The sequence below is a fragment of the Anaeromyxobacter soli genome (assembly GCF_022808855.1).
Taxonomy (GTDB): domain Bacteria; phylum Myxococcota; class Myxococcia; order Myxococcales; family Anaeromyxobacteraceae; genus Anaeromyxobacter; species Anaeromyxobacter soli.
In genome coordinates, this window is sequence record NZ_JAKZLF010000003.1 from 71,459 (window position 1) to 84,108 (window position 12,650).

Sequence of the window (12,650 nt, forward strand, 5' to 3'; positions counted from 1 at the left end):
TGGCGCATTGCAGTTTTGAATCGAATGCTTTCAACCCTGAAAGGTCCGGACTGGATGCTTTTCAGCCCCGATCCGGAACATCTCGGGATCGTGGGACATATTTTCAGAACCCGAGTGGGCACGTCGATTGAAAGTCATCCCGCCAGGACGTTCGCATCGGCTTGGGGTCACCCCCCCCGCACTCCGAGCCGGCAGCCGGGCGTCCACTTGGGAGCTCTCGGCGCGGTCGCTTTCACCGTCGCTCGTACAACGCCGAAGACGGCGCCGAGAGCTGCCCTTTTCCTCTTCCTTCAGCGTCGACCGACCCGCCGCTCGAGCTCCGAGAGCGGGAGCTCGAAGACCACCGGCCGTCCGTGGGGGCAGCGCGCCTTGAAGTCGATGGCGTCGAGCCCGTCGAGCAGGGCGCGCGCCTCCTCCGGCGCGACGTCCTGGTTCGCGCGGACGGCGGCGTGGCAGGCCATCGTGGCGAGCAGATCGTGCAGCGCCTCGTCCACGGCGCTGCCGGTCCCCACGAGCTCGAGCTGACCCGCGAGATCGAGGAGCAGCCCCTCGAGGTCGACGCCGGCGAGCGCGGCCGGGGTGCCCTTCACGGCGAAGCTGTCGCCGCCGAAGGGCTCGACGTCGAACCCCAGCCGGCCGAGCTCGGCGAGCCCGCCCTCGAGCGCCCGGGCGACCGCGGGAGGGAGCGTCACGACCTGAGGCAGCAGGAACGGCTGCACGGGGAGCTGCCTTGTCCGGAATGCCTCGCGCAGGCGGTGGAACAGGAGCCGCTCATGGCTCGCGTGCTGATCGATGACGACGAGCGTCCCGCCCGGGGCCTCGCACAGGAGGTAGGTCCGCGCGTGCTGCCCCACGTAGCGGAGCGAGGCGAAGTACCCGCCAGGCCGCGCCGTGCCCGTCTCGTCCGAGATCGGAAACGCGAACGCGGCCGAGGTGCCCGGCGCCGGCCTCGGGGGCGCGACGAGCGCGCCGCTCCCCTCCGGCGCGTGGGCCTCTCGCGCCCAGGCGAGCACCGCCGCCGTCTCCTCGCCGCCCGCGATCCCGTCGCCGGAGGGCACGAGCGCGTGGGGCGTGGTGGCGGCCCCCGTGCCCGCCGCGCCGCGGCCGTGTGCGAGCCAGGGGGCGGTGCGGAGCGTGCCGGCGATCGCGTGGAACAGGGCGTCGTACACCTCGCGCGCCTCCGCGAACCGCACCTCCAGCTTCTGCGGGTGCACGTTCACGTCGACGCGGTCGAGGGGCAGCTCGACGAACAGCACGCCCGCGGGGTGCCGCCCCGGCGGCAACGTCCCCGCGAACGCGCGGAGCACCGCGTGAGCGGCCCCCCGGTCGCGGATGTAGCGGCCGTTCACGAAGAGATAGAGCGCGCGCCCGGTCGCCTCCGAGTGATCGGGTGAGCACACGAGTCCGCGCACCCGGACCGGGCCGCGCGCGGCGTCCACCGGCACGAGGTGCCGGTGCGCGTCGCGGCCGAGCGCCTGCGCGGCGCGATCGGCGAGCTCCGCACCGGCGCGAGCGCCGAGGACGAGCCGCCCGGCGGACCGCAGCGTGAAGCCGACGTCCGGGCGCGCGAGGGCGAGGCGCACCACCGCCTCGCTGACGTGGCCGGCCTCGGTCGGCGGTGCGCGCATGAACTTGCGGCGCGCCGGGGTGTTGAAGAAGAGGTCCCGCACCTCGATGGTGGTGCCGCGCGGACGCGCGACGGGGCCCGCCGCGACGCGCGCGCCGCCCTCGATCTCGAGCCGGGTCCCGGCGCCGTCCTCCGCCGCTGCGGTGTCGAGCCGGAACCGCGCCACCGACGCGATCGCCGGCAGCGCCTCGCCGCGGAACCCCATCGTCGCGATGGCCGCGAGGCCGGCGGCGTCCCGCAGCTTCGACGTGGCGTGCCGCTCGAGCGCGAGGTGGGCGTCCTCGCTCGCCATCCCGCACCCGTCGTCGGCGACCCGCACCAGCGCGAGGCCGCCCTCCTCCACGTCGATCGCGACGGAGGTCGCGCCGGCGTCGAGCGCGTTCTCGACGAGCTCCTTCACGATGGACGCCGGGCGCTCCACCACCTCGCCCGCGGCGATCTGGTTCACGAGCCCGGGCGGAAGGACCTGGATGCGCGGCATCGCGGTGTCGTACCACACCGCCCGGACCCGCGGTGCCGGGTGGCCCGTCCCCGTCCGTCCGTTTGACGAGCGTGGGTACACCCGTCTATGAGGTGCGCGATGGCGGGAGGGAAGAGCCGAGGCCGAACGGGAGCCGGGAAGCGCACGCGCGCGCCCAGGCCCGAGGCCCGCGCACGTCCCGCGCCCAGGCCCAAGCCCACGCATCCGGTGCTGGGGAACGACCCGTTCGCGCGGGGTGCAGCGCCGCGCGAGCCGGTGCCCGCGGTGGCGCGCGCCGGGGTGAGCGGACCGATCCCGACCTCGACCTCGACCCCAGCCGCGACCACGACCAGGATCCCGACCCCGACCCCGACCCCGACCGCACCTCAGGCCCCCTCCCCCGACGCCGCGCGGCTCCGCGCCGCCGCCGATCGGCTCGGCGCGCTGGAGCACCGCGTCGAGAGCACGCTCGAGGGGCTCGAGCACCGGCTCGCCGACGTCGCCGGCCGCGCGGGGCTCGCGTCGGCCGCCGGGGAGCTGAGGGAGACGCTCGCCCGGCTGTTGCCGCGCGTGAAGCACGCGCTCGGGAGCGCGATCGACCTGGCGCGCCTGCTCGAGCCACCCGAGCGGCTCGACCGGTACGGGCTCGACGCGCGCTTCCACGAGCGAGCGCAGCCGCTCCTCGACCTGCTGTACGCGACCTGGTGGCGCACCGAGGCGCGCGGCCTCGACCGCGTGCCGCCGGCCGGTGCCGCCATCGTCGTCGCGAACCACGCAGGGGCCGTGCCGTGGGACGCGCTCGTGCTCCGGCACGCGCTCCACCGCGACCACCCCGCCCGGCGAGACCTCCGTCCCCTCCTCGACGATCGCGAGGCCGGGCTGCCCGTGTTCGGTGCGCTCGCGATCCGCCTCGGGGCGATCCGTGCCGCGCCCGAGCCCGCAGAGCGCATCCTGCGGGACGGGGGGCTCCTCGGCGTCTTCCCCGAGGGGAGCGCGGTCGCGCGGAAGGCGTGGGGCGAGCGCTACTGCATCGAGCGGTTCGGCCGCGGCGGCTTCGTGAAGCTCGCGCTCCGCACCGGCGCGCCCATCATCCCGTGCGCCATCGTGGGCAGCGAGGAAGCCTCCCCGGCCATCTCGCGGCCGGGCTGGCTCGGGGCGGCGCTCGGCCTCCCTGCCCTGCCCCTCGACTCGCTCCGGGTCGGCGCGGCCGGCCTCGTGCCGCTCCCTTCGCGCTGGTCGCTCCGGTTCGGCGATCCGATCGACCTGGGCGGCGCGGGCCCGGACGCGGTGCACGATCCCTCGACGGTGAGCGCCCTCACCGAGCGCGTGCGGTCGACGCTCCAGGCGATGCTCGACGAGGATCTGGCCGCGCGTCGCTCCGTGTTCCTCTGACCGGCGGCTTTCGGGGCCGCGTCGACCGCGGACGAACGCCGGCGCCGGCGAGCTCCAGCTCGCGTCTAGCCGAGGACGAGGGCGGGGTCGGTGTGGGCCCGCGCGAGCAGCTCGTCGCGGGCCTGCTCGTAGCCAGGGCGGCCGAGGAGCCCCTGGGCGTAGCGCTTGCCGGCCTCCACCCCGGGCTGGTCGAACGCGTTCACCCCGTACAGGCCGCCCGCGTACGCGGTGGCGAGCTCGAGGAGCATCAGGAGCTCTCCCATGGCCCGCGCGTCGAGGCGCGGGAGCTGGATCGAGACCGTGGGGCGCCCCGCCTTGCGCAGCGCGGCCTCGGTCGCGCGCCGCTCCGCCTCGATGAGCTCGCCCATCGTGTGGCCGTCGAGGTACGCGATCTCTCCATGCGGGCGGTACGTGTCGGGCACCGGGATCGACACGTCGGCCCGCGGCTGGACGACCCGCACGAACGTCACGACCTTGTCGTGCGGCCCCTCCATCATGAGCTGCATCGAGGAGTGCTGGTCGGTGGCGCCCACCGCGCGGAACGGCGTCGGGCCGACCTCGGGGCGCTTCCCGAGCGACTCCGCCCAGAGCTGCACGAACCAGTCGCCCGTGTCGCGCAGCCCGTCCGCGTAGGGCATGAGCACGTGGATCCGCCGCCCCTTTTGCCGGTCCATGAGGTGCAGCACGCCGGCGTAGAGGAGCGCCGGGTTCTCGCGCAGCGCGCCGGAGCGGCAGCGCGCCTCCATCGCGGCGGCCCCCGCGAGGAGCGCGGTGAGGTCGACCCCGCCCGCGGCGGCCGGCAGGAGCCCCACGGCGCTGAGCGCGCTGAAGCGGCCGCCCACGCTCGCCGGCACCGGCAGCGCCCGCAGCCCCTCCGCGTCGGCGATGGCGCGGAGGGCGCCCTTCGCCGGGTCGGTCACGAGGACGCAGCGCGCGCGGTACCCCTCCTCGCCGAACCGGGCGATGCAGCGCTCCCGCAGCACGAGGTGCTGCGCCATGGTCTCGGCGGTGCCGCCGGACTTCGTGATGGTGGCGAAGCAGGTCTCCTCGAGCTCGAGCGTGCCGAGGAGCGCCTCGAAGGTGGCGGGGTCCGAGTTGTCCGGGAAGAAGACGCGCATGGCGCCGCGCCGGTCGCGCGGCAGGAGGTTGTGGAAGGGGTGCGTGAGCGCCGAGAGGATGGCGCGGCCGCCGAGGGAGCTGCCGCCGATCCCGAGCACGACGAGGTTCTCGAACCGGGCGGCGAGATCGCGCGCGAGCGCGGCGCTCGCGTCGGCCGTGGCCGCGTCCCGCGGCAGGTCGGCGAAGCCGAGCTCGCCCGAGCGGCGCCGCGCCTCGAACCCGTCGAAGGCGGCCGCGGCGGAGGGCGCGAGCGCGTCGAGCGCGTCCGCGCCGAGGCCGTCGGCGGCGGCGTCGAAGCAGCCGTTCACGTCGAGTGACAGGCGATCCATGGGTTCCCTCCCGGTGCGCCGCCACTCTAGCGACGGTCCGCCGCGCTGGCGAGGACTCGCGGCGCGGGGGCCCCGACGGTGTCCGACGGCCCTCAGCCCGGATCCGGGACTGCGGCGGAGCGGGGCGCCGCCCCCGCGGTCGTGCGGTGGGCGAAGCGGACGCGGTCCGGCGCCATCCGGAGGTCGCGCACCAGGCCGACCGCGGAGAGGAGCCGGAGCGCGTAGAAGGAGACGTCGATCTCCCACCAGAAGAAGCCCTGGTGCGCCGTCGACGGGTAGAAGTGGTGGTTGTTGTGCCACCCCTCCCCGAGCGTGAGGAGCGCGAGCAGGAGGCTGTTCCGGGAGCCGTCCCCCGTCTCGTAGCGCCGGCGGCCGAACACGTGGGCGAGCGAGTTGATGGCGAACGTCCCGTGCCACAGGAGCACCGTCGAGACGCAGAAGCCCCAGAGGAACGCCGGCAGCCCACCCGCCAGGAAGAGGCCGCCCCCGAGGGCGAGCGGCACGGCGAGGTGCCAGCGGTCGAGGACGCGGAGCTCGGGGTAGACGGCGAGGTCCTTCACCCGCTCGAGCTTCGTCGCGTCGTAGCGGCGCGCCAGGATCCAGCCGACGTGGCTCCACCAGAAGCCGCGCTCGAGCGGCGAGTGCACGTCCTCGGGGCCGTCGGAGTACCGGTGGTGGTCCCGGTGGTGGGCGGCCCACCAGAGCGGCCCCTTCTGGACGGCCGACGCGCCGAGCACCGCCAGGGCGAGCTGGAAGGGGCGCGACGTGCGGAACGCGCGGTGCGAGAAGTAACGGTGGTACCCGGCCGTCACGCCGAACATCCGGAGGAGGTAGAGACCGACGGCGAGGGCGATGTAGCGGCCCTCGACGGGCGCGAGGAAGGGCGTCGCGAGGGCGGCCGCATGGACCGCGAAGAACGGGAGGGAGTGACCCCAGTGGATCGCGTCGAGGTTCCGGGGAGGCGTGGTCGTCATCTCCGGGCGATCTGGCGAGCGGCCGTCATGGGCGGGTCACCGCGCGCACGGTGGCCCGCCCCGCGGCGGAGCGCGGGGGATGCGCCATGCTGGATCGAGGACCACCCTTCGTGTGGGAGGGCCGGGGACCGGCGGGGAGCTCCTTCCGACCGCCTGGCTGCGCCATGGAGATGCTCGAGACCCCCACGACGGTCGAGGCGGCGAACGACGTCCAGAAGGAGGCGTTCATCCGCCTCATGGCCGAGACGCTCCCGCTCGCGGGCTACTCGGGGGTTCGGGCCGATCTCCCGGGCTGGGACCAGCCCGAGGTGATCCACGGCGCGATGCGCGATCACCGCCCGGCGCTCTTCTGCGACGCCCCGAAGCCGGTGTTCCTCGACGTGCTCTCACCCGGTCCGGTGACGCTCGAGGACGTCGCGAGCCGGTGGCAGCTCTTCGCCTCCGCCGCGGAGCTCACCGGGGGCGAGTTCCACGTCGTCATCCCACGCTGGGTGGCGGGGCGCGACGGGAAGCAGATCGCGAAGCAGATCGCCGAGCTCGTCGGCGTCCGCATCGGCTTCATCTGGGCTGTCTAGCCGCCCTTTTCCTCACGGCGCCGACGCGGAGGAGGTGGACGGCGCAGCCGCTCCGCCCTCGCCCGCCGCGGCCACGGCCCGCAGGAACGCCCAGAGATCCTCGCTCGCCTCGGCTCCCGGCGGCTCGATCCCATCGGTGCGGGCCGGATGGCTGCGCATCAGCTCCCGGAAACGGTCGTGCGACAGCCGCTCCGCGACCGCCGTGAGATCCGGCCCGCGCTCCCCGCCGGCGGTCCGCAGCCGGTGACAGGCGACGCAGCGCGCGCCGAACTCGCCCGACCCGAGCCGGGCCCGGTCGGAGGCGCCCGGGGGCGCGGCGAGCGCCGTCCCGAGCGTCTTCTGCCAGAAGACGATCTCGAGCGCGCGAACCCCGTGCGCCCACCAGGAGGCCTGCCGGGGATCCGTGGTGAGCCCCGCCTGCTCCAGGTTGGGCCACGCGAGGACGCGCATCGCGATCGGCGCGCCGTCGGCCCGGTCCGCGACCACCGGCCGCAGCTGGCGGATCAGGGTGAGCGGGATGGGGACGGCCGTGCCCTCGGTGGTGCGCACGATGACGGTGTCCGTCCCCTTCTTCGGCGCGGCGCGCTCCGAGACGAGCAGCGCGAGCGGGGTGCCCTCCCAGAGCGCCTCGCGGCCGGAGACCGGATCGACGCCGCGCACGGCGCGCCGGGGGAGCGCGGCGAGGTCCTTCTCACCGAGCGCGTAAGGCCCTCCGTCGACGGCGCCGCGGATCTCGATCACCGTCTCGCCCTGCGCGGAGCGCGGCAGGCGCGCGCCGGAGGAGCACGCGGCGAGGGCGAGCAGGAGGACGAAGCGGACGTTTCTCATCGGCTGCCTTTCGGGATATCTTGCGCGCACTCTGAAGGAGTGATCCCGCATGGCACGCGCGTTCATCGGAAGCATGGAGTGCCGGGTCGTGGTGGACAAGGATCTCGGCGACAGCTGGGCCGTCGCGGTGTACCCGCCCGCCGCGTCGCCGCTCGTCGTCAAGATCCAGGGCAACGACAAGGAGAAGGCGACGCTCGGCGCGCTCGAGGTCCTGCAGAAGGCCGGCAAGATCGATCGCTTCGAGCTCTGAGCGGGGCCCGGCACGCCGCGGCGCGCGGCCCGTCCTCCGTGGGCGCGGCGCCTGCGCGGCCTCACCCGGGCTCCGTCCGGACCACCGCGCCGTCGGGGAGCGCCGCGAGCAGCTCCGCCAGCGCCGCGTCCACCCGCGTCCCGTCCTTCGCCTCGATCGTCACCTTCACGCGGTGATCGGCTTCGTCGAAGCGCGGGTAGCTGCCGATCTCCACCGCCGGGTGTGCCTCCGCGACGCGCGCGAGCGCCGGCGCGATCTCGTCCTCCCCGAGCGAGAGGAAGACGCACGCGAGGTGGAACGGATCGGCCGCGAGCAGGTGCGCGATCCGGTCGAATTGCCAGCGGAAGAACTGCGGCACTCCCGGGAGCATGACGACGTTCTCCACCACGAGGGTCGGGAACGACGGGTCTCCGAGCAGGCGCGTCCCCTCGGGCACGTCCGCCATGCGCAGCGTCGCCTCGGGCGGCTCCGCCCCGTCGTGATGGCGGCGGTGCATCGCGCGGAGGCTCTCGACCAGCGCGCCCGAGCGCACGAGCCGGCGCCCGAGGGCGCGCGCCACGGCCGGGACCGTCACGTCGTCGTGGGTCGGGCCGACCCCGCCCGAGGTGAACACCCAGGTGGCGCGGCGACGGGCGCGGTCCACGGCGTCGACGACGTCGTCCACGCGGTCCGGGAGGGTCAGGATGGCGTCGAGCTGCACGCCGAGATCGCGCAGGCGGCGCGCGGCCCACGGGCCGTTCTCGTCCTGCACCTTCGCGGAGAGCACCTCGTTGCCGATGACGACGAGGATCGCCGTGGGACCGGGCATCCCATCTAAGTAGAGGGCGCGCGCGAGATCCGCAAATCGCGCGACGGGGCGCGGCGCTGCCGCGGGGGCGTCTCGGGGCCGAAGGGCGGGTCCGCGGCCCGCGTCAGCGGCCGGAGCGGAGCTGCTCGACCGCGGCCCAGACCGCGTCCGCCACGGCCTCCACCGGCGCCTCGCCGTCGAGCTCCACCACGCGCTGTCCCGCGGCGCGGAGCAGCGCGATGCCGCGGTCGTAGCTCCGCGCCACCGCGCGCTGGAAGTCCGACACCTCGTACAGCTCCGGGTCCATCGTCGCGGCGCGCCGCCGCTTCAACGCCACCGCCGCGCGGGCGCGCAGGAAGAGCGTCACGTCCGGCGTGGCCGCGCGGGCGTTCACCGCCTCGACCCAGGCCAGCGCGCCGGTCGTGAGCCCCTGGTAGGCGAGCGACGAGAGGGTGAAGCGGTCCGAGACGACGTCGACGCCCTCCGCCAGCTTGGGGGCGATCTCGGCGGCGACGTGGTCGAGGCGATCGGCGGCGAAGAGCAGCGCGAGCGCGCCGGGATCGAGCTCGCCCTGCCCCCGCCCGCCCACGACCCGCCGCGATAGCGCCTGGCGGACGAGGCTCCCGATCGGACCTCCGGACGGCTCGGCGGTGACGTGGACCGCCCGGCCCGCGCCGCGGAGGCGATCGCCGAGCAGACGCGCCTGCGTCGTCGTCCCGGCCCCGTCGAGCCCCTCGAGGACGATGAAGCGGCCGCGGCGGACGCGCCTCGCCGGCATGTCAGTGATCGAGCCCCAGCAAGCCGCGGAGCGCGAGCAGGCGGGAGAAGAGCGCGTCCTCGTCGCGCATCAGGCGCCGCGCGCGGAGCGCCTCGCGCACGGCGAGGACCGCGAGGACCGCGGCGAGCACGACGGCGAGGTAGAAGAACACCGGCGGTCCGGTCGGGATCTTCCGCGCGACGCCGGGCGCCGGGGTCCCCCAGCGATCCCAGCCGAGCTTCACGGCGAGACCGATGCCGATGAGGGCCGCGAAGCCGACGTACGCGCCACGCCGGACGTGGTCGATCGAGCGGCGGATCTCGAGGCGCGCCGCGAGCGCGTCGTGCTCGGCGCGCAGCGCGGCGGGGTCCTGGGCGGGGGTGGTCACCATCGGGCCGTTTCTACCGCTGACCGAAGCGGGCGGCAATCGCGTCCTGGACCGCCCCGAGCGTCGCGGCGAGCTTGACGCCCGGGTTCCGGAGGGGCGAGGCGATCCCCGGCAGCGTCCCGTCGTGGTAGCCGACCTTGAAGTCCGAGAACTTGAGCCCGTGCGCGGTGGAGATCACGACCACCCGCTCGCCCCTGCGGATCGCGCCGCGCGCGGCGAGCTTCTCGAGCGCGGCCAGCGCGACGCCCGTGTGCGGACAGGTGAACAGCCCGGCGCGGTCGGCGCGCGCCGCGGCGTCCGCGAGCTCCTGCTCCGTGGCCTGCTCGACGACGCCGTCGAGCGCCTCGAGGGCGCGCAGCGCGCGCTTCGCCGACACGGGGGCGCCGATCTGGATCGCCGAGGCGAGCGTCCGCTGCGCTGCGACCGGGGGCACGACCACCGCCGCGGTCGGCCTCACGCCGGCGCCGCTCGTCGCCCGCCACAGCGGGTTCGCCTGCGCCGCCTGCGCGACGACGAGGCGCGGGAGCCGGTCGACGAGCCCGAGCTCCTTCATGAGCAGGAAGCCCTTCCCGACCGCGCTCGCGTTCCCGAGGTTGCCGCCCGGGATCACGATCCAGTCCGGCGAGCTCCAGCCGAGCTGCTGCGCGATCTCGATGGAGGCGGTCTTCTGCCCCTCGATGCGCAGCGAGTTCATCGAGTTCGCGAGGTAGATGTCTTTCGTGTGCGCGAGCTCCCGCACGACGCGCATGCAGCCGTCGAAGTCGGTGTCGAGCTCGAGCACGAGCGCGCCGTTCGAGATGGGCTGGACGAGCTGGGCGGTCGAGATCTTGCCGCGCGGCAGGAGGACGACGCTCGGGATCCCCGCGGCGGCGCAGTAGGCGCTGAGGGCGGCGGAGGTGTCGCCCGTCGAGGCGCAGGCGACGGCGCGCACCGCCTGGCCGCGGGCGCGCATCTCGTTCACCGCCGAGACGAGCACCGTCATGCCCAGGTCCTTGAAGGACCCCGTGTGCGTGACGCCGCACTCCTTCACCCAGACGTCGTCGAGGCCGAGCTCGCGGGCGTAGCGGTCCACCCGCAGGAGCGGGCTGCCGCCCTCGAACATCGAGACGACGTTCTCGGTCGCGAGCTGCGGGTAGACCCACTCCTTCTTGCCCCACACGCCGGAGCCGTACGGCCACGCGCCGAGCTTGAAGCGGGAGTCGAAGAGCGCCTTCCAGTCGTCGCCGGAGCGCGCGGCGAGCGCCGCGCGATCGTGCTCCACCTCGAGCAGCCCGCTGCAGCGCGGGCACTCGTAGACGACGTCGACGAGCTCGGCGCGGAAGTCGCAGCCCGCCGCGCAGCGGAACCAGGCCGAGGGGGCCGGAGCGGACACAGGTCACCTCCCCTTCTGCAGCAGGCCGTGGACGCGCTCGGCGGCGAGCGCGAGGCGCGCCTCGTCCTCGACGAGCGCGATGCGGACGAAGCCCTCGCCGGCGGCGCCGAACCCTACCCCCGGCGCGACGCAGACCCCCGCCTCCTCCACGAGCCGGCGGGCGAACTCGAGCGAGCCGAGCCCGCGGAACGGCTCGGGGATGGGCGCCCAGGCGAACATGCTCGCCGCGGGCGGCGGGATGCGCCAGCCCGCCGCACCGAACGCGGCGACGAGCGCGTCCCGGCGGCGCTGGTAGCGCGCGCGGTTCGCGACGACGTCCTCCTCGCACTCGTCGAGCGCCGTCACCGCCGCGAGCTGGGTCGGGCCGAACAGGCCGTAGTCGAGGTAGCTCTTCACGCGCGCGGCCGCGGCGACGAGCGCGGCGTTCCCGGCGCAGAACCCCACGCGCCACCCCGCCATCCCGTAGCTCTTCGAGAGCGACATGAACTCGAGCGTGCGCTCGCGCGCCCCCGGGATGGTGAGCATCGCCGGCGCGCGTCCCCCGTCGAACACGAGGTCGCCGTAGGCGAGGTCGGAGATGATGAAGAGGTGCCGGGCCTCGGCGAAGCGGACGATCTTCTCGAGGAGCTCGGGCGTCGCGACCGCGGCGGTCGGGTTCGCGGGGAAGTTCACCACGATCCCCTTCGGGCGCCGCTCGGCCTTCTCCGTCGCCTCGACGAGCGAGTCGAAGAAGTCGAACCCGGGCCCCACGCGCACCGGGATCGTCTCCGCGCCGGCGAGCACCGCGCCGTAGGCATGGATGGGGTACGTCGGCGTGGGCGCGAGCACCGCGTCGCCCTCGGCGAGGAGGCCGAGCAGCGCGTGGCCGATGCCCTCCTTCGAGCCGATGGTGATGAGCACCTCGCGGGCGGGGTCTACCTCGACGCCGTGCCGGCGCTTCCACCAGCGTGCGGCGGCGGCGCGGAGCTCGGGCAGGCCGCGGGGATCGAGGTAGCGGTGGAGGCGCGCATCCCCAGCCGCCTCCCTCAGCCGCTCGACGACGCGCGCCGGGGCGCCGCGGTCCGGGTTGCCCATCGAGAGGTCCACGACGTCCACACCGCGGGCGATGGCCTCGTCGCGGAGCCGATCCGTGATCGTGAAGACGTACGTGGGGAGCCGCTTGACGCGCGCGAACACCTCGGGGTCGTGGAAGGTTTTCATGGAGGGACCCGCCAATTTGCCGGGAGCCGCCCCGCATTTCAAGGGGGCGAGCGAAGCCTCACGGCGGCGGCCGCGCGCCGCACGCCGGGCACGAGCGGCCGCGGACGAGCGCGCCGCAGCCGCAGACGTGCCCTGCCGGCGCGGCCGGCGCGCCGGAAGCCCCGCCCGCGAGCGGCAGGCGCATCCCGCACTGGCCGCAGATCCGCTCGCCGGGGAGCGCCGGGCTCCGGCAGTAGCGGCAGGTGACGAACACGGGGAGCGGCGTCGGCCCGTCGTCCGGCCCCTGCTGCGCCGTCCGCTCGAGGCCGTCCAGCGCGGGCGCGTCGACGTCCTGCGGCGCGATGCGCGTCTGCTCGAGCTCGAGCGGCGGCGGCGCCACCGCGCCGGCAGGCGCGTGGGCGGTCGGCTCGAGGCCCTCCACGGGCGGCGCGTCCGCCGCCCACGTGGCGGGATGGAGGGTCGGCTCCAGCCCGTCGAGCGCGGCCATCCCCGCGGCGAGGTCGGCCTCCGGCGCGAGCGGGCCGCCGCAAAGCTCGCACGCCCCTGCGCCGGGCTGGGAGTGGTCGCACACCGGACAGACGATCATCGCGGG

The 12,650-nt window shown here is 75.1% G+C and carries 13 protein-coding genes; 3 read left to right on the forward strand and 10 right to left on the reverse strand.

Annotated features, from left to right (window positions below; translation table 11 throughout):
- Positions 1–290 precede the first annotated feature (290 nt).
- On the reverse strand, positions 291–2,108 hold the full coding sequence (mutL, locus tag MLV88_RS03700) for a DNA mismatch repair endonuclease MutL (protein ID WP_243336904.1): 1,818 nt from the start codon (positions 2,106–2,108) through the stop codon (positions 291–293).
- Between the two features lie 207 nt (positions 2,109–2,315).
- Here mutL and MLV88_RS03705 point away from each other — a divergent pair, with 207 nt between their 5' ends.
- Positions 2,316–3,479 (forward strand): lysophospholipid acyltransferase family protein, encoded by a 1,164-nt coding sequence (locus MLV88_RS03705; RefSeq protein WP_242360789.1) that lies wholly within the window; start codon positions 2,316–2,318, stop codon positions 3,477–3,479.
- 65 nt (positions 3,480–3,544) lie between these two features.
- Here MLV88_RS03705 and MLV88_RS03710 read toward each other — a convergent pair whose 3' ends face one another.
- Complete coding sequence (locus MLV88_RS03710; protein WP_242360791.1) at positions 3,545–4,927, reverse strand: glucose-6-phosphate isomerase; 1,383 nt, start codon at positions 4,925–4,927, stop codon at positions 3,545–3,547.
- Positions 4,928–5,019: 92 nt separating this feature from the next.
- Positions 5,020–5,901 (reverse strand): acyl-CoA desaturase, encoded by an 882-nt coding sequence (locus tag MLV88_RS03715; RefSeq protein WP_242360793.1) that lies wholly within the window; start codon positions 5,899–5,901, stop codon positions 5,020–5,022.
- 164 nt (positions 5,902–6,065) lie between these two features.
- On the opposite strand from MLV88_RS03715, the gene MLV88_RS03720 reads away from it, so the two are divergent.
- On the forward strand, positions 6,066–6,476 hold the full coding sequence (locus MLV88_RS03720) for a hypothetical protein (protein WP_242340001.1): 411 nt from the start codon (positions 6,066–6,068) through the stop codon (positions 6,474–6,476).
- A 12-nt stretch (positions 6,477–6,488) separates the two neighbouring features.
- Here MLV88_RS03720 and MLV88_RS03725 read toward each other — a convergent pair whose 3' ends face one another.
- On the reverse strand, positions 6,489–7,304 hold the full coding sequence (locus MLV88_RS03725; protein ID WP_242360795.1) for a c-type cytochrome: 816 nt from the start codon (positions 7,302–7,304) through the stop codon (positions 6,489–6,491).
- Between the two features lie 49 nt (positions 7,305–7,353).
- Here MLV88_RS03725 and MLV88_RS03730 point away from each other — a divergent pair, with 49 nt between their 5' ends.
- Positions 7,354–7,554 carry a hypothetical protein gene (locus MLV88_RS03730; protein ID WP_242339999.1) on the forward strand — a complete coding sequence of 67 codons (201 nt, stop codon included), beginning with the start codon at positions 7,354–7,356 and terminating at the stop codon, positions 7,552–7,554.
- A gap of 61 nt (positions 7,555–7,615) precedes the next feature.
- Here MLV88_RS03730 and MLV88_RS03735 read toward each other — a convergent pair whose 3' ends face one another.
- The 6 genes from MLV88_RS03735 to MLV88_RS03760 all read right to left on the reverse strand — a co-directional run bounded on the left by MLV88_RS03735 (position 7,616) and on the right by MLV88_RS03760 (position 12,644).
- On the reverse strand, positions 7,616–8,362 hold the full coding sequence (locus tag MLV88_RS03735; protein ID WP_242356006.1) for a competence/damage-inducible protein A: 747 nt from the start codon (positions 8,360–8,362) through the stop codon (positions 7,616–7,618).
- 103 nt (positions 8,363–8,465) lie between these two features.
- Positions 8,466–9,119, reverse strand: coding sequence for a dTMP kinase (tmk, locus tag MLV88_RS03740; protein ID WP_243336906.1), 654 nt, complete (start codon positions 9,117–9,119; stop codon positions 8,466–8,468).
- Between the two features lies 1 nt (position 9,120).
- Entirely contained in the window at positions 9,121–9,489 is a 369-nt protein-coding gene (locus tag MLV88_RS03745) for a hypothetical protein (RefSeq protein ID WP_243336908.1), read from the reverse strand.
- A gap of 10 nt (positions 9,490–9,499) precedes the next feature.
- Positions 9,500–10,858: a threonine synthase gene (thrC, locus tag MLV88_RS03750; protein WP_243336909.1), complete on the reverse strand. Its 1,359-nt coding sequence runs from the start codon at positions 10,856–10,858 to the stop codon at positions 9,500–9,502.
- 3 nt (positions 10,859–10,861) lie between these two features.
- Positions 10,862–12,058 carry an aminotransferase class I/II-fold pyridoxal phosphate-dependent enzyme gene (locus tag MLV88_RS03755; protein ID WP_242339994.1) on the reverse strand — a complete coding sequence of 399 codons (1,197 nt, stop codon included), beginning with the start codon at positions 12,056–12,058 and terminating at the stop codon, positions 10,862–10,864.
- Positions 12,059–12,116: 58 nt separating this feature from the next.
- Positions 12,117–12,644, reverse strand: coding sequence for a hypothetical protein (locus MLV88_RS03760; protein WP_242339993.1), 528 nt, complete (start codon positions 12,642–12,644; stop codon positions 12,117–12,119).
- Positions 12,645–12,650 lie beyond the last annotated feature (6 nt).